Origin of the sequence: Clostridium sp. D5 (assembly GCF_000190355.1) — a bacterium.
Classification (GTDB): Bacteria; Bacillota; Clostridia; order Lachnospirales; family Lachnospiraceae; genus Faecalicatena; species Faecalicatena fissicatena_A.
The window spans coordinates 151,462-168,282 of sequence record NZ_GL870816.1 but is presented as its reverse complement, the minus strand read 5'-3'; the positions used below and the strand labels follow the sequence as shown (position 1 = coordinate 168,282).

The 16,821-nt window shown below is 44.8% G+C and carries 15 protein-coding genes; all 15 read right to left on the bottom strand.

The genetic code is table 11. From position 1 onward, the window contains the following. Positions 1-7: 7 nt before the first annotated feature. Positions 8-1,072 (bottom strand): glycosyltransferase family 2 protein, encoded by a 1,065-nt coding sequence (locus HMPREF0240_RS17105; RefSeq protein WP_009004672.1) that lies wholly within the window; start codon positions 1,070-1,072, stop codon positions 8-10. A gap of 170 nt (positions 1,073-1,242) precedes the next feature. Beyond that, complete coding sequence (locus tag HMPREF0240_RS17100) at positions 1,243-2,742, bottom strand: hypothetical protein (protein WP_009004671.1); 1,500 nt, start codon at positions 2,740-2,742, stop codon at positions 1,243-1,245. Then, entirely contained in the window at positions 2,729-4,186 is a 1,458-nt protein-coding gene (gene pelG, locus HMPREF0240_RS17095; RefSeq protein WP_009004670.1) for an exopolysaccharide Pel transporter PelG, read from the bottom strand. The genes HMPREF0240_RS17100 and pelG overlap by 14 nt, the downstream gene beginning before the upstream one ends. Then, entirely contained in the window at positions 4,186-5,634 is a 1,449-nt protein-coding gene (gene pelF / locus HMPREF0240_RS17090; RefSeq protein WP_009004669.1) for a GT4 family glycosyltransferase PelF, read from the bottom strand. The genes pelG and pelF overlap by 1 nt, the downstream gene beginning before the upstream one ends. Positions 5,635-5,680: 46 nt before the next feature. Beyond that, complete coding sequence (locus HMPREF0240_RS17085; RefSeq protein ID WP_009004668.1) at positions 5,681-7,354, bottom strand: DUF2194 domain-containing protein; 1,674 nt, start codon at positions 7,352-7,354, stop codon at positions 5,681-5,683. After that, on the bottom strand, positions 7,351-8,097 hold the full coding sequence (locus tag HMPREF0240_RS17080; RefSeq protein WP_009004667.1) for a glycosyltransferase family 2 protein: 747 nt from the start codon (positions 8,095-8,097) through the stop codon (positions 7,351-7,353). The genes HMPREF0240_RS17085 and HMPREF0240_RS17080 overlap by 4 nt, the downstream gene beginning before the upstream one ends. Continuing rightward, entirely contained in the window at positions 8,094-10,322 is a 2,229-nt protein-coding gene (locus HMPREF0240_RS17075; protein WP_242833355.1) for a pilus assembly protein, read from the bottom strand. The genes HMPREF0240_RS17080 and HMPREF0240_RS17075 overlap by 4 nt, the downstream gene beginning before the upstream one ends. Before the next feature lie 16 nt (positions 10,323-10,338). Next, complete coding sequence (locus tag HMPREF0240_RS17070) at positions 10,339-11,241, bottom strand: hypothetical protein (protein ID WP_242833354.1); 903 nt, start codon at positions 11,239-11,241, stop codon at positions 10,339-10,341. A 15-nt stretch (positions 11,242-11,256) separates the two neighbouring features. Beyond that, positions 11,257-13,380, bottom strand: a complete 2,124-nt coding sequence (locus HMPREF0240_RS17065) for an NAD(P)-dependent oxidoreductase (RefSeq protein ID WP_009004664.1) — start codon at positions 13,378-13,380, stop codon at positions 11,257-11,259. Next, positions 13,377-13,763, bottom strand: coding sequence for a DUF2304 domain-containing protein (locus tag HMPREF0240_RS17060; protein ID WP_083806298.1), 387 nt, complete (start codon positions 13,761-13,763; stop codon positions 13,377-13,379). Before HMPREF0240_RS17060 ends, HMPREF0240_RS17065 begins: the two co-directional genes overlap by 4 nt. Before the next feature lie 51 nt (positions 13,764-13,814). Next, positions 13,815-14,207: a hypothetical protein gene (locus HMPREF0240_RS17055; RefSeq protein WP_009004662.1), complete on the bottom strand. Its 393-nt coding sequence runs from the start codon at positions 14,205-14,207 to the stop codon at positions 13,815-13,817. Positions 14,208-14,622: 415 nt separating this feature from the next. After that, entirely contained in the window at positions 14,623-15,462 is an 840-nt protein-coding gene (locus tag HMPREF0240_RS17050; RefSeq protein ID WP_009004661.1) for a tyrosine-type recombinase/integrase, read from the bottom strand. 185 nt (positions 15,463-15,647) lie between these two features. Continuing rightward, positions 15,648-16,166, bottom strand: coding sequence for a signal peptidase I (gene lepB / locus HMPREF0240_RS17045; protein WP_035313929.1), 519 nt, complete (start codon positions 16,164-16,166; stop codon positions 15,648-15,650). Positions 16,167-16,318: 152 nt separating this feature from the next. Then, complete coding sequence (locus HMPREF0240_RS17040; protein WP_009004659.1) at positions 16,319-16,510, bottom strand: hypothetical protein; 192 nt, start codon at positions 16,508-16,510, stop codon at positions 16,319-16,321. A 67-nt stretch (positions 16,511-16,577) separates the two neighbouring features. Next, positions 16,578-16,790: a hypothetical protein gene (locus HMPREF0240_RS17035; protein WP_009004658.1), complete on the bottom strand. Its 213-nt coding sequence runs from the start codon at positions 16,788-16,790 to the stop codon at positions 16,578-16,580. Between the last annotated feature and the right edge of the window lie 31 nt (positions 16,791-16,821).

Here is a 16,821-nt window from a genome sequence, read left to right as displayed (position 1 = left end):
CGCTCCTTTACTTTAAAACTGCGGATGCATACCGCTTCATAACCGGATAGCAGACATAAAAAAACAGGCTGATGCTCTTAATCATTTTCCGTTTCAGCGCACACATACAGAAAAGATAAAACCACCGCTGCAGCACTGAGGGGAGTGACTTCAGATGTTCTCCCGCGCCCGGATATCCAAGCGCCTTTTCAACCTCTGCCGCCCCTGCGAATGTCCGTGCCCGCTCCTGCAGGCTTTCCAGAGACTTTCCTTCATAGGGGATGTTTTTAATCATAGACCAGCAGAAAGACCGCATGATCAGAGGAACTACCATATCCATGTTCTCCCCCAGCAACTCTTCCCTGTCGAGAAAACCAACGAGAGACCGGATCATATTGACGCTTTTTATATGAACCTCAGGATCTGATTTCCGGGTGGTAGACACATGATCCGTCACATAATAACAGACCGGACAGTCTGTACAGTAAAATTCCGGATCATGGCTCCACACCTTCATATTAAAGAGAAAATCCTCCATATTCATGGCGCGGATATCATCCATCCATATGTCATGGTCCAGCAGAAACTCTCTCCTGTATAATTTATTCCACACATACCCAAACATACTCTCTGTCTTCACTTTATGGTACAGCGCCGTTTCAGCAGTGCTTCCTTCCCGCTTCATCAGCCCCTCCCCGGGGACGTGTACCCGTTCCTTTTCGCCAGCACTTACCCGGTAATAGCCGCCCATGGCAACATCCGCACAGACGGCCCCGGCCTGCTTCCACAGCCTGTATATCTGTTCAACGTCTGCCCGGTCATCCGCATCGGCAAAACAGATATACTTTCCCACAGCCTCCCTGAGGCCGTAATTTCTTGCCAGCCCCTGCCCGCAGTTCGGGATATGGAAAACTCTGACCCGGCTGTCCGCTGCCGCCTCTTCATCGCAGATTTTTCCTGTGCTGTCCGAAGAGCCGTCATCTATAACCAGAATTTCTATCTGTTCCCCGTTCTCCCATTTCCGAATCTCACGGATACAGCGGCGTATAAACTTTTCCCCATTATATACGGGAATAATAAAGCTGATTTCCATAGTGCCTCCCCTTTTCAGATACCTTATTCTGCAGTTTACTGCGGACCCGCCCGAAGGGCATTAATTACGGGGTGCCCTTGGGTATACATGATTCCGCAGTTTACAGCGGGCCCGCCCGCAGGGTATAAGTTACGGGATACCCTTTGAGTATACAAGATTTCCCCGGTATCTTATGTCCCGCTGCATCGCTTCATCTTCTGTCTGAAAATCAGGTAAAAGACCAGATAACACAGATTGCAGACTGTTCCGCAGACTGCTGCCTTCAGGAGGAAGTATAAAATCCCGCCGTCCGGAAGCGCCCTGACAGCCATACCTGTAACAAAAAGGGACACCGCCATCTGCAGAAGCGTGATGAACTGATAATATACTTCATTCATAAAACTCTTCTTGAAATATTTGTATACAATAAGCGGCTCATACCAGAACAGCGTCACTGCCGACGCAATGGTTGTCGCAAATAAAATCCCCCAGAGCCCCCATATTTTTCCCATGATATAGGAAAGGACGATATTCAGTCCGCCCTTAATCAGGATCATCCGCTTGATATTCTTAAACAGGCCGGCGCTCTCCCGGTACATTTTTGTGGCTGACCGGCATATCTCCAGATAATAGTTCACTATAATCACAATAATGACATCCCGGGAAAGCAGTTCCACCGATCCCATCCATATCTTAATAAAATCCTGGACCAGATAATAAAAGCAGACAATGGTCGCGCCCGCCATCCAGGAATTGATGAACGAATAAAACTGAAAACCGTTATACTGGTTCTCTCTTTCGCTGACCGACATCATCTGCCCCACTCTGGCTGTAATCGCCTCGTAAAATGCTGCAATCAGGCTGGTAATCCCCGCAATAATGAACTGATAATTGGAATAGATGCCAACCATGGCCGTGCTGATAAAGCGGGAAATAAATATATTATCTGTATTGCTGATCAGAACTTTACCAAAACGGTACATGACCATGTCAGAAACATTGCTCCTGATCGTATCCGCTTCCTCTTTTTCAAGTTCCCCGCTCTTATGAAAAAGATAACCGTAACGGGTCTTGAGATATCTTCCGAAAATCGCATTGATCAGAATATTCTTAACGAGAATACAAATAACAAATGCCTCGTAGCTTCTGAAAAACTTCAGGAGCAGAATCTCGATCACAAGAGCCGAGGCGTCCACCCCTCCGGTCACAGCCGCCACAAAATAACGGCGCTGGTCTGCCTGGATAAAATAATTTCTCACCATATGCCTGTTGTAAAGAACAACCGACAGCATAAAAGTCAGATATGTAACTGCGACTTCCACATCGCTGATACTGGCATTTACGGAGAATACCGCAAATATAGTGGTTAGAGTTCCGATTCCCAGAACCGTCCATGTCATTTTTTTATATATACTGTCATACTGCTTATAGATCGCAGCCAGTCTTTCCCGGTCCCCCCTGGCCAGCGGGCCGTAAAAACTGAACAGCATCGCCGTCCCCGCACCAAAATAAGCAAAAGACAGTACGTCGCAGAAATTGGAGTACAGGCTTTGCAGCCCCAGATACTCCACGTTCAAATACAGGCATATCACCCGTTTTGATATCAGATTAATCACCAGTGACAAAACCTGGCTGAGCATACTGACAATGATATTCCATTGCAGCAGCCTTTTTCCCCTATCCTGCTGCATTGCGCTCCTTCTTTCGGTAAACAACTTTTCCTTTATTAGAAGACTTCATCGTATCCACGACCTTATAATCGCAGAATATGAAGGTATCCAGATTTCTCTCGATCCAGCGTATTCTGAAAAAGCTGTATGTCCATCCCACCAGCATCCCGATAAATACTCCTGCGCCCCAGAACGGAATCGCCCACTTGCTGGAGAACAGACTGCCAATCAGAGTCGCCAGGAAGAAAAGGCCTCCTGTCAGAAAAGCACCGGTCATATCCGCAAAATAATACAGATAAATGATGTTCCCATACATCATGAAGATTCCGAGAAAAGCAACAACCAGCACCGGATATATTGTCATCGTCACACTGTCAAACCCAATCTGCTTCCCAAACAGTACCATAAACAGAAATATGACTGAAGTAATTGCGATCTGCGTGCCGAACACCTGGATAATCTGCTGGGAGAGAGTCCGAAACAGCTTCTTTCTTCCCTTTACGATCATTTTATAAGTGCCTCCGATAACGCCTTCCATATATTCCTTATAGGCAGTATGAAACCTTGTCTCCACGACAACCATGAAAGATACCATTACTGAGATGTTCGTAAACATGGCAAGACAGGATGCCATATCATAAGCCTGATGGCTGTAATAAGTAGACGCTATATAGAGACGCCCCGGCACAGTCCAGAACACAAAATTGTGGACATATAATCCCAGAATGTATAGAAAATTTGCCCCTAACAGTCGTTTAAACGACCATAAGTAACGTATGCACTCTCCGTATTCGCTGGATACACTCTTGAAATATCTTTTGATATAGGAAAAATCACAGACTGCGATTACAAAAAAGCCAATGGACAGCCCGTATATAATGGAATGAATTGCATCCTGCCCCACGACTTTGAAGAAAACGAATGACACAACAAAGCTGATTACCATCCCAATCACGAAAAATAATGCGATGATTTTATAATCTTTCGTCGCATGCAGATATGTGATTGCAAAAAACAGGATTACCAGAGAGATCCACTGCACATACGCCGCAATGATGAACGGCAGGTCAATCTTTCCGCGCACCCTCAGGCTCCATCCCACCGGCAGGAAGAGTATCGTCGCTATGATACAGCATATGGAATTCCCCATATAATAGGACGCCAGAATATTGGAATACTCTTCCATGTAGAATTTATCCGCAAGATACCTTGAGAAGATTACATTAAACGGCGAAGTCAGTATAACAGAAAAGATGAAGGTATACAGGATAGTAGAGGACAGCAGTTCCCGATCTGCATAGGGCACCTTTGTCATCCCCAGAAAGAAGTAGAGCAGAAGGATCGCCATAATCACAAGTATCATCGGACCAATGGTCACAAGGGAGCTGTAGACAACGCCCAGCATCCCCCTGGAGATACTTTCTTTTCTATATATTTTCTTCAGTTCAAAACCGATACCAGCCATTATATCTCCTCCTTTCTTTCCGTCATTTCCTGATAGAGGCTGTAGTATCTTCCAAAAACCTCTGCTTCATCATAGTATTCTCTGACTCTCTGATAACCGGCCTGCCCCATCTTCGTCCGGCTCTTTTCGTCCTTCGCCAGCTTCAGGATGGCACGGGCGATCTCAGATACTCCCATCACCGGTACAATGTAGCCTGCCGGTCCGTATGTATCGTTTTCTCCATCGATCAGCCCGCGGCAGTTTCCTACATTGGTAGCTATATATGGTTTCTTTGCAGCAAATCCCTCCAGAATGGAGAGCGGCTGCCCTTCACTGATACTGGTCAGCATGAGAAAATCCATTCTGCCGATGTACTCTTTTACATCTATAATTCCTGTAAATACCACATCTTTCATATCCATATCCCGCACCATGCCGCGGCATTCCTCTGCATATTCCTCCGCTTCCTCCATGCCGCCCATAATCCACAGCTTTAGACGGGGCTCCTGGTTTTTAGCCAGCGCAAAGGCACTGATCATGGTTTTGACATCCTTGATCGGAGTCACACGCAGGACCGCGCCTACGTTGATGTAAGGTTCCCATAATACATTCCCTCCAGACGGGTCTGCATCTCCTTTCTGCGGGATTCCTTCAAACTTGTGGTGATTCACCCCGTTTGGGATGACCATCGTTTTTTTCTCATCACAGCCCAGTTCAGTCTGGAACCGGCGGGCATCTTCAAACAGGGATACTACTTTATCTGCATACTGATAGCAGCACTCCCCGATCTTTTTAAACTGATCAATCCAGATATCCTTATAGATCCCACTCACCCAGTCGGCCTTGATAATCTCTTCTTCGCGCTCCCTTGTGTATAATCCATGCTCCGTCATCAGAAAGGGGCGGCCGTACAGGCTCTTCTGCATACATCCCCAGATCCCCGCATATCCACTGGATACGGAATGGTACAGATCTGCCTTCTCCGTCCTGGATTTTAATATAGTAAACAGGGGGAGGTAAAGAGAACGCATGGTCCACAGGAAATCCGAGAATGCAACTCTCCTGAAATTCGCGTTATAATAATCCAGCGTCATTTTAAAGAAGTCTTTTCCCGAAAGCAGCGCATTCAGCGACACCTCCTTCTCTGCAAAAAACCGGATAATCACATCCCAGTCAGGATCGCTTTCAAACATCAGGTTCTCGAATGCATCATACTCTTCCCCTGTCAGGGAAACTTTTTTCTGTGTTCTGTTGTTAATATAATCATCGTCCAGAAGATACACTTCCTGTATCTCACTGACATTGGACGGAATCTTATACTTAAACTGCAGATTGGCATCCGGGCTTGCGGCTATGGACTGCACAACGAATTCAACATCCGGCATCGCAAGCATCAGCCCCTGCATCCAGCTGGATACCCCGCCATTGACATAGGGATATGCTCCTTCAACAATTAAACATACTTTCATTCAGACCCTTTCCTTTCTTCCTGATACCGCCCTGCTGTTACTTTTTCTACTGATACGTTATCTTTATATGTTCCTTTTCTGCCTCCACCATGTAAAGTCCGGCACTGATTCCGGTATACGAGGCTCCTTCTGCCTTATTAATTTCCTGGCCCGGTGGAAGAGACAGGTAAAAATACGCTTTCCCTGTAAAATTCCCGATTACGGCTTCAATCTGTGTATCAGAATATTGGATCTCCGGTTCCATCATCTGAAATGCCTTCACTCTGTACACCGCTTCTCCCACGGTCACCCGTTCCAGCCATGGAATATCTTCCTTCTCAACACCCAGGATTGTCTCCAGGTTCCGGCAGTAGTCTATCCAGCGTTCGGGATCCTTTTCATCCGTTCCGTACAGGAACGGCGAGATGTCCGTATAAACAGTGTTCAGTCCTATCCCCCGGCTCATTCCTTTATCATGAAATATAACATTTTGGTATTTTGTCCTTTCCAGCCCCCGGTTTGGAATGCAGACTGCATCTGTCGGGCCGTCTGTCCATTCAAAGCCGTAGTTCCATATCTCCAGCCGGTTCTCAAAAGGAGAATTGACCCTTTTTTCCAGGCTGTAGGAGTCGAGCGTCCCGATCTCATCATTTCCTTCCACGATCTCTTCCAGATAATAGTTCAGCATCGCATTCGAAGACTTTTGAATTCCTTCCCCGTCATGTGTGTACCACGTGGTTTTCACACCGTACCGGTCTTCACAGCGCCGAAACTCCGGGAAAAAGATATCATTCTGTACACCCAGGCTGTCCCGTTCGTATTCTTCATCCAGATAATCCGATGTGAATTCATCTGTATAGGGCATCCCCGAGACAGCAAAACAGTATGCATTCACAATGGGATACATATAGACCTGGCGTAAGTCTGTAAAAAAGAAACTGACTACCGCATAGCCCATGGTTCCCGCCATCAGTTCCCGGTCGGCGACATAGACGCTTCCACCTTTTGCACTGTTCTGGTAGCGCCAGAAAACCGGGGCGAGTTTTTCATTTTTCACCCTGCTGCTTTCCAGTGCAGAGCCATATACTTCCGCCTGCCTTTTCAGAGTTACAGACTTCATAGAAAAAGATTCCCGGCTCTCTGCGATCTCACCGAATAAAAGGCTCTCGGTAAGCCGGATCCCCTTTTTTACCTGAATTCCTTTATAGGTATCAATCCCCAGCAGATCTCTGACATTCTGGTTCTCAAGCGCGGCTTCAGAAGGTATTTCTGTAAAGAAAAGTGTCGTTCCTTCTTCACTGTACTGTTTCAGCATCTGGAGCTCCGGATCTGTAAAATCCGTCCTGCAGATAAACAGAATTTCAGCGCCCGCACAATCCCCCAGCTCCGCCTCCGTCCGATAATCTTCTTTCATATTCGCAAGCTGCAGGGCAGTAATCTGATAGCTGTCCGTCTCCTGCCCCCACACCGCCGTTTTTTCTTCCCCGGTATACTCTGCCGCTCCCGCCTTATCCCCCTGTTCCTGCTCCAGCTTATCCGACATTCTCAGGACCTCCTGATACTCTGCCCGGCTGTCCATCTCCTCTTTGTCGGTTTGATGGATGTTCCGCCAGATATTATCCAGGTTGCTCACAATCAGAAAGACAAACAGAAGACAGAAAAGAATGATAACTATGTATACAAATATGTGTTTCTTCAGCTGGTTTCTTTTGGAAATACCAAGCATATTCAGTAATTTCATTTTCTGCTCCCCGTTTTATACCGCGACCAGGCATTCCATGTACTTAACATCATTAAAATCATATACTTTCCCACTTTGAGAAGCCCGGTATGCATAGACACTCCTGCCGTGCGCTCATGCATAATGGCCGGTACTTCCTCTATCCGAAAGCCAAGCAGCAGCATCTGTACGATCATATTCAGGTCCGGATACTTCAGATCAAAATTATTGTAAAGGGAATAAAACGAAAAAGCTTTTCTGTTCAGTCCCTGGAGGCCGCTGGTGGGATCCGTCAGGCTGCATCCTGTCACCTTTTTTATGATGCTTCTGAAAAACAGGATGGTATACTTTTTCAGTCCTGATATGTGAAAAGACTGGCTTCCCTCTAAAAATCTGGATCCGATTACAATATCCGGATATGCACCTTCGTCCTCTGAAAAGCAGCCCATTTTCCCGCACAGCACCTTTACGTTGCACAGATCATGCTGCCCGTCTGCATCCATCTGGAGCAGATAATCATAATTTTTTTCCACGGCATACTTATATGCAGTCTGCAGGGCGGCCCCATACCCCATGTTAAAGACCTGCCTTATTACCTTAAACCCGGACTCCTCCACAATTTGGGATGTACTGTCCGCAGAGCAGTCATCTATGACAAGAACATCCATCATTGATTCCAGCCCCAGATCTTTCATACCTTTGAGCAGGGCCCCGATATTTTCGGCCTCATTGTACGCCGGTATCATCAAAAGTATTTTTTTCATTTTGCGCCACCTGTACTTTCCTCTGCCAGTTTTTTATAATCTACAGATAAATTCAATGTAAAATAAGGATCCTGTGTAATCTTATAGACAGTAACCGTTTCATCACTGTAATACTCCGATACGTGGTTTGGGTAAATCTGCTTTACCGCCTCCATCCAGTAATGAAGCTTTGACATGATCACGTCCCGCTGGAAATAATACGGTGCATCCGCACCGTGCAGCCCGGTTGTATCCCTGCTCCACTCCACATCCCGAAGCGCCAGCTCTGCACTAATCTCTTTTACATGATCCGGTGCGTCTATATCGCTTCTGTCGATCTCCCGCCTGTCATCGGAAAACGAGATGGGGTGTCGTTCTGTCACCACATAGATATCCGGGGTCGGAATATAGATACTCTTCTTTCCCTGATCCAGTTCTTTTAAGAGATCTACAATCTCATAGTGATATCCGGTATACCGTATTACCGACAGATCATTGGTGGGCGATATAACGGTCCATGTATTCTTTTTATGATTTTCACACAAGTCAAGACATACCCTCATATCCGCCTCCGAAATCGTGATGTTGAAATACCGTTCATCCTTGATTCTTCCGGCTGATGCCATTGCCCAGATTCCTCCCGTTATCAGAACCGCAAAGGACATTTCCAGGTATTTTTCTTTTACTCTGCACAGCCCCAGTATGCCAAACAGGATTTCCAGAGGCAGGCACAGCAGAGGGATGGTTAGAAATGACAGAAATGTTGCCATTCTCTTTACTTCTATTAAAACGGGAAGATTCAGATAATAGGTACATGTGAGGATTGCACATACTTCCCACAATACCGCCCAGAACAGATAGCCCAGATACTTCATTCTCCTTTTGGAAAAAATCAGGCCCAGCAGTGCATAAACGGCAAGCACTGCATCAGCTGCCATAAGTGCTCTGGCCGTATCGCTGTCATTGACACAGTTATAGGCCAGATATTTCGCTTCGTCCTTCAGCAGATTCTCTGCAAGGGTCAGCGCATCCATCTCCCTCCAGTTATAAGACTGCGTCTGATCTGTCTGTGCTTCCCCGGCGTCCTGGCTCTCTGACTGTGCCGTTGTCTGAGTGATTCCCAGTGCCCATTCAATGGAGCGTTCAAACTCATAGCCGTTCGCATACCCCCAGACATAGGGAATACATGCCAGAACAACACCTGCGATTCCGCCCGCAACAAAACGAAGCAAGATCTTTTTCCGCAGAATCGGAATCAAATACACCAGCCCAAAGCATACGCAGATAACGAGGCACAGGATCGTGATATAGAAATGCGCCATCAAAGTCCACGTGATACACGCAGAAAATAATATCAAATCGCCCTTCTGTTTCTTTTTTATGTACGCCTGCATAGCGTAGATCATTCCGAAGGCCGCCACAAGTCCAAATTCCATCGGAAAAGAGAACTGGAATCTAAAATAGGACGTGGAGTTGAATATATCTGCCAAAACAAAAAAGGCCCAGCCGCCCATCGCCACATATCTGTTGGAAAAGCATTTTCTGAACAGAGCGTATGCCGAACCGAAAACCATAGTGGTCGAAAGAACGGAAAAGTTCAAATAAACCCGGGTTATATTCATGGGAAACAGCGTTCCCAACGCGGCGTTCAGAGTATGCACCCCGTGGGGATACATTCCTGCCGGGAACATATTCCTATGGATCAGCGCCCCAATCCAGTATAGATGGGTTTCTTCATCGGTGTGTCCATAGCCCGTATTATGCATTTTATACCATCCGTAAAACCAGATGACCCACGCCATAATTGCACAGAACAGAATGATTTCCACAACGTTGCCTTTTAAGTATTTCTTTTTTTGCATAAGCCTGTTTTTCAGCTTCAGCCAAAGTCTTCGAAAAAATACCCGGAATCCATAGATCCCCAGTATGAGTTCTTTGAGTATCAGCGCCGCGCGTCTCTGAAACGCCAAGATTTTTCTGCGTTCCTTCCAGGCCGTAAAGAATAACGGCAGAATAATCAACGTGGCCAGCAGTGAAATAAAATTGACAAAATGAAGAAATCCCAGAATCAGGACAACGAAGCTCAGATATAAGTTTCCTGTGCACTGGCAGAAGAAAAAACGGTACGTCGGTTCTTTCCCCGCAATATATGCTCTCAGGCAGACAGAAGGAATCACAAGTGTAAGAAGAAAATATCCAAAAGCAGTCCCTATCATTGTCCACACATTTTCCCATATCATTGTCATCTACCATCCTGTCTGTTTAATAGAACCGGATCCACTCCAGCAGTTCACTGTCAAGAACAAGCGGCGACTCCTTGATGAGCCGGACAGCTTCCCGGAACCCGTTCTCATTTTTTATCTTGAAGTAATACTTCAGCACTTCCTTTGCCGCCGCCAGATCCTGCTCCATTATCTCTTCTGCACGTTTCACCCATTTCTCCACGCTGGCCCAGTCCTGATACTCACTCCTGAATTCAATGATATCTGCCAGCATGTTTCCGGTGATTCTCTCCTTCTCCTTCTGATACAGTTCTTCCATATATCCTTCAAAGAAATTCAGATATATCTTCTGCTCCGGTTCACTGAACACTTTTTTGTGGAGCATATTATCACAGAACTGAAGATACAAAAGGAGCGTATCGGTCTCTTTGCTGTTTTCATAGATTGACCGGAGACGTTTTTCCGTCTCTTTATATTTTGCGATAGTATCCGTGATATAGGATGCCGCATAATGGACAACCTCGGAATCCTCCTGTGCCATGGCATTCTGAATTCCCCCCATGTATTCCTCCACATCCGGGCGCTTGAGCACCTCCAGAAAAAGCTGCCTTCGGTTCATGGTGTCAGAGATCATCAGTGCCTCTTCGATAGGCACTCTGTCAATCTCCTTCTCAATATCGTCGCCGATGATCATACGGGCCCTTTTTTTGCTGAAGCTCAGTTCCTCCTCATTCAGCAGCCCGTCATGTTTATGGAAGAAAATAAAGTTAAACAAATCACTGCACGATAAGAAGATAACTCCGACCACCGGAGTCAATATCATAAATACAGTCAGAAGAACGGCTTTTCGGTATTCTTTTTTTAATATGCCTCTGTACAGGAAATACACCAGTGCCAGACACATATTTATAAACAAAATCCAGATAAACCATTTGTTTTCCACTCTTGCCAGCTCCTATCATCGAATTCCATTTTCTACCCGTATCCCGGCATCCTGAAAACGCCGGATTACGTAATCAGCTTCCTTCTCGTTCGTATTCATAAGGATAATACAGATATCACCTTCTTTTTCACCGATGATATCTGTCTGCCTTACTAGGGAAGCTATTTTTGCATAAATCTCTTTCCCCTTGCCCGGCATAAATCCAGACGGTATTGTGAGCGCCGAATACTCCAGCTTATTCTGCTGTGATCCTTCCCGGCAGATCTGGTACATTTTATCAAATTCTTCTTCTCTCAGCACGTTCGTCCCCTCAATATACTGGTTCGCAAGACGGTTCCAGTATGTGGCCGCATGATTCATGGACGCCTCGATCAGACGGCAGATCAGCGCCAGCATATTGGATTCGTAAAGGTTGATTTTTGAAAGGTCTTTTGTCCAGAGCATAACAATTGCGTTCAGTTCCTCTCTGTCATAGATCCCGCATGCATAGGACGGCAGGCCGGAATCAATCTCCCGGTTTCTGTATACCGTTCTCTCCACCAGTTCCCGCTGCATGAAAAAGTGCTCATCCGCATGAATGGATTTTCCCATCCGGCGCGCTTCTTCGGATGAGGCAGCCGCGAGACGCATGTACCCGGAATTATTACCCGTTATGTAGATCGCAACATCATCGATATCCATCAGCCCCCGCGCCACGTCCACCGCCTGGAAGATGACCTTCTGCGGCTCCCAGAAGTCCAGCTGGCTGGATGCTTCATACACTCTTACCATGCTGTTTTCATAATTAACAATTCTTTTTTCATAGATCTCTTTTACATATCTGTTGCCGTCATAGATGCGGGTCATATCTACAAGCTCGCTCTGGTAGTACTTCTTTTCATCCTCCAGGTCGCCGTTCTTTCTTCTGTATTTGTCTCTCATATGCCCGACAATAACACCAATCACAAGGATCTGCAGAATGCCTGTAAAGGCTGCATAGTCAAAAGTGCCTCCCGTTATCAGAATCTCTCCAATTCTGGCAGCCAGTGTCAGCAGCGTTGCCAGCAGCGCATGGGCGCATCCGTAAACAACGGCAATAATCACTACATAGATCAGGTACAGATCTGCAATACTTCCGAACCAGGTATCTTTCAGAAGAATGGTTAGCAGCGTGATGACCAGAAACAGACCTACATTTTCCGCCAGAGGGAGCAGTTTGTCTTTGATGACCGACTTTTTACTTTCCTCCCTTATTGCAAGATCTTTCTCTTTTTCATATATTTTATAGAGTCCGCTCAGCCCTTCCTCCAGGCTGAATTTTTCACAGAACCCAAGCTTTTCCTGCTGCGGCTCGTGTATATCGGGCAGAGGCTCTGTTTTAAACTCCGCCTCTCTGACCTCGGTCTCCCGGCCCTGAACCACCGTCTTTACCGCTTCGATAAGCTGCCGTTCCGTATACACAGACCCCGGCATCAGATAGCTTTTTTCCCGTTCTCCGCATAGAAATACCCGCATCAGAGTATCTACTGCGTCATTGACGTACAGCACCCGGTGCGGCCTCCCCGCTTCTATTTCCATTTCTGTACCGGTAAAAAAGCTTTCCATCAGTCTTGAACAGATGTTATAATCATGGGTTTTATAATCCCCATAGACTTCCGGATACCGTACTACCGATATATCGAATTCACCCGGAACGTTCTGTTCCGCACACATGTATTCCGTCTGGATCACGGTCTGCATGAGAATAGAGTCCGCCTCAAAGTCGGTGCTTTTATCTATTACAGCATCTCTGCAGTTGTTATATACTCCAAGAGAGGAGCAGTAGATAACCTGCCTGATTCCCGCTTCTTTTGCACTCATCAGAATATTTGTAATACTGGTCAGATAGCGCACAGACTCCTGGTTCATATCCTTCCATGTAAATTTCGTATCGCAGATCCCCAGAATCAGCAGCAGATCCGCCTTCACATTCTTCATAATGGTGCCGATATTTTTGCTGCGGTAACTGAAATTGTATTCCTGAAAAACACCCGTCCGGGGCTTTTCTCTTTTTGCTTTTTCCGAACCTGTTATGACAAAGATATCATGCTTCTCTTTTTTCAGTCTGGAAATCAATTCCCTGCAGAATACACCATACTCTCCACAAATCAACACTTTCATATATTCGTATTCTCCTCTTCGGCTTTGCTGTTTAACCTGTCTTCCAGTTCTCTGTTTTCATCTTTTAAAAGTGCTACCTGCATTGCCAGTTCTTTGATTTCTGTCTCCATAGCAGATATTGTGATTGTATGGCGCAGAATAATTAATATCATTACGATGAGAAAGAAAAAAATCAGTGAGGCCGGCGGCCACCATATCCCCAGCAGCTCTGCCGCCCAGGGCAGTATTTTAGGAAATATAGAAAGAAGCAGAAGACCTGCCACACCGCCGATCCATAAGATTGCCTGATTTTCTGAAAGGTGCTTTTTCTTCATTTCCACGCACAGTCCATATAGCATCAGCAGGCATACTGCAATGGAAACAATTTGTAGAATAATACTCATACGACGTTCCTCCTCTGTCCTGTACTGCATGTACTCCTGTCAGTAAATTCTTTAGACCTGCCCGCTGAATATCAGCATTTCAGCTTCCTCAAAAGAATACAGTCTCAGTTCCTCAATCCATGGCTCATAGCCAAACAGTCCCTGTCTGGCATTCTGTGCAAGCTCGATAAAAAGTTCTCCTGCCGTTTTAAGTGTCTTATATGTATGCAGTTCATAGTCCATCGTGCGTCCGTATATTAAAATATATCCGTCCATGTCTGAAGAAACTTCAGAGATGCAGGGCATATAAATTTCACTGGTGTATTTATCCTTTACTGCCAGATAAACAATGATAAGTTCCGAATAAGGTATTTCCTCATTTATACCGTCGTCATAGAGCAGAAGCATGGCTTTTTCCTGAAATACTATGCTCAGCGGGGCTATAATATGTGTTCTTTTTTCCATTGTGTACCTTCCTTACTATCCTGTTATTGAAATACCACAGAATCAATATTCTGTGGTGGCAGGATGATCTAAACCTCGCAAATTTTTCTTGTTTTACAACAGAATCAATATTCCGTGGTAGGAAGCTCCGCGGAATTGGAATATTTTTACCATCGTTTATATTTATATAATCTATTTTTCTTTGCTCAGCTCATTTAGGGCGCAATAAAGCAGACCTGTTTAAAAGCTAAATATGCAGGTCTCATTGTGGTACATATGGTTTTTATTATTGGCGGTTAACATTAGAAAAGGTTAAAATATTTCGTACTTATAGAATTATAGATTGAATAATCAACGATTTTCATATATAATAAAATCAAACAAATTTATGTAGGAACTACTTCCGTTTACCACAGAATATTGATTCTGTGGTTTTTTATATTATCAGCTGCATTCTGTCCAGTATCCTGTCAAAGTTTCTGTAGCTGGATGCAACATAAATTCTAGTCGTCTCAATGGATGAATGTCCCAGAATATCCGCAAGATGGGAGAGATTTTTTTCCACCGCATAAAAGCTTCTTGCAAACAAATGCCTGAGGTTGTGCGGATATACCTTCTGCTGCTCAACCCCTGCTGCAGAGGACAGTTTTTTCATCTCATGAAAGATATTAGATCGGTCAACAGGATTGCCGTTTTTAGTAATAAACACACAGCCTTCCTCGATATTTTTAAGGCCCATATACTTCTTCAGCCTGCTTTTCAATTCTTTAGGAAGAAGCACCACCCTGTGCTTACCCTTCATATTAATTTCTGCGCGGCCCTGCCTTACTGCATTTGCTGTAATATATTTCAGCTCACTTATCCGGATTCCGGTGCCGCATAATGTCAGCAGGATATAATACAGCCGGATCTTACCCATCTGTCTGGCGGTTGCCAGCAATGTCTTATACTCATCCTCTTTTAGTTCCCTTTCTTCTTCAATAAAAGACTTTTTTTGAACTTTCATAAATTTTATCCGGTATTCAGACATTCCAGTAAATTCAAGGAAAGCATTTACAGCTGAAAGCTTTACATTAATGGTCTGTGCCTTATAATTCAGCTGTAATGCATTCCTGTATTCCATAAGCCTGCTTTTATTGATTTTCCGGCCGTCCAGAAATTCGATCAAATTCTGTAGTTCCCTCATATACTTTTCAACCGTGGCTGAAGATTTTTCACTCATGATTAATTCTTTTTCGAATTCTTTTGCTTTTTTAATAGTTATTTTTTCTGTCATATGTTTCTCCTTCCTTTTATATTATTAATATACAACCCTGACAGAAAAACATACGTTTTGAAAGTCGTTTTTTCTTTTTTATTTTAAAACGAATAAGAGAGAAAAGCTCCACGGTACCACCGCCTTTCGGCAATCGTACAGTGAAGCTTTCATTTTAACAATTCTTTATTCTCTGGTGTATATTCTTACGATATTCTGCCTATATACAGCCAGACCTTCCCCTTAATCTGTTTTCGTATGACAGCACCAAAATCCCTCGAGTCCATAGACTCTTCCCGGTTGTCCCCCATGACGAAAACTTTTCCCTCCTCAACGGTATAAGGAAACTCTACACCGCCGACCTTCTTCTCTGTCTCTCCGTTGACGTAATGCTCATCCATCTTTTCACCGTTTACGTAAAGTTTTCCCTGTTTGATATCCACAGTATCTCCGCCTACTGCAACAACACGCTTCACATAATACTCTCCGGAAGGCATCCGCACAGACAGCACGTCCCCCTGCTCAAATCGTGGAATAATCCGGGTATAAAACGCGATCTCATTATTATGAAGCGTTGGATACATGGATTTTCCCTTCACAAATGATACCCCTATAATAAAATGAAACAGAATAAATACCACAAGAAAAATTATAATAATCTCAATAATATCGTGCAGCCACTTCTGCTTTTTCCCATCATATTTGCCTAATAATCTCTTTGACATCGAATTCACTGCTTTCTATTAATTATTTACACCTATTATACCCCGGATTTGGAATAAGTCAAAGGGGTCTGACCCCTTTGCGGTCCATTTTCAGAATATTCTTAAAAAAGCCCCGGAAGTCTCCTCCAGGGGCTTTATTGCTTTTTTAATTGTTATGCTTTGCCGTCAATCTCTACAGTGTCATTTGTGTACAGCTCGGATAACTGGTCTTCCAGATCATTTTCCTCTTTTTTCATGTTGTGGTGCTTTACCGCAAATCCCACGATAACAACAATCAAAACGATGAGTGCAGGAATATCCCACCAGCAAAAGCCAAGCACTGTGTGTGAAAATATATATGACATATTGATTCCTCCTTTTCATTTTGTGCTGTCCGCCGTCGGAGCGATCCGGCGGCGTCAGCCATTGTTGTTATGCTTTCACAGGTTCCTCACCTGCTGTTCCTTCTTTGATTGCTTTGATCTTTTCTTCCAGCTCATCTTCGAAATTGTTCTGACGCTTCTTCTGATTATGCTTATGCACTGCGAATACGACTATCATGATGATTCCCACCAGCAGCGCCGGTAAATCCCAGAAGCATAACCCTAAGCTGTTGTGTATAAACTGATATAAATTATACAACATATGGTTCCCTCCTTTTACTTCTTGCGCTGCT

Coding starts and splice junctions, on each gene's coding strand:
- HMPREF0240_RS17105 (WP_009004672.1), bottom strand. CDS start 1,072: ATGGAAATCAGCTTTATTATTCCCGTATATAATGGGGAAAAGTTTATA.
- HMPREF0240_RS17100 (WP_009004671.1), bottom strand. CDS start 2,742: ATGCAGCAGGATAGGGGAAAAAGGCTGCTGCAATGGAATATCATTGTC.
- pelG (WP_009004670.1), bottom strand. CDS start 4,186: ATGGCTGGTATCGGTTTTGAACTGAAGAAAATATATAGAAAAGAAAGT.
- pelF (WP_009004669.1), bottom strand. CDS start 5,634: ATGAAAGTATGTTTAATTGTTGAAGGAGCATATCCCTATGTCAATGGC.
- HMPREF0240_RS17085 (WP_009004668.1), bottom strand. CDS start 7,354: ATGAAATTACTGAATATGCTTGGTATTTCCAAAAGAAACCAGCTGAAG.
- HMPREF0240_RS17080 (WP_009004667.1), bottom strand. CDS start 8,097: ATGAAAAAAATACTTTTGATGATACCGGCGTACAATGAGGCCGAAAAT.
- HMPREF0240_RS17075 (WP_242833355.1), bottom strand. CDS start 10,322: ATGACAATGATATGGGAAAATGTGTGGACAATGATAGGGACTGCTTTT.
- HMPREF0240_RS17065 (WP_009004664.1), bottom strand. CDS start 13,380: ATGAAAGTGTTGATTTGTGGAGAGTATGGTGTATTCTGCAGGGAATTG.
- HMPREF0240_RS17060 (WP_083806298.1), bottom strand. CDS start 13,763: ATGAGTATTATTCTACAAATTGTTTCCATTGCAGTATGCCTGCTGATG.
- HMPREF0240_RS17055 (WP_009004662.1), bottom strand. CDS start 14,207: ATGGAAAAAAGAACACATATTATAGCCCCGCTGAGCATAGTATTTCAG.
- HMPREF0240_RS17050 (WP_009004661.1), bottom strand. CDS start 15,462: ATGACAGAAAAAATAACTATTAAAAAAGCAAAAGAATTCGAAAAAGAA.
- lepB (WP_035313929.1), bottom strand. CDS start 16,166: ATGTCAAAGAGATTATTAGGCAAATATGATGGGAAAAAGCAGAAGTGG.
- HMPREF0240_RS17040 (WP_009004659.1), bottom strand. CDS start 16,510: ATGTCATATATATTTTCACACACAGTGCTTGGCTTTTGCTGGTGGGAT.
- HMPREF0240_RS17035 (WP_009004658.1), bottom strand. CDS start 16,790: ATGTTGTATAATTTATATCAGTTTATACACAACAGCTTAGGGTTATGC.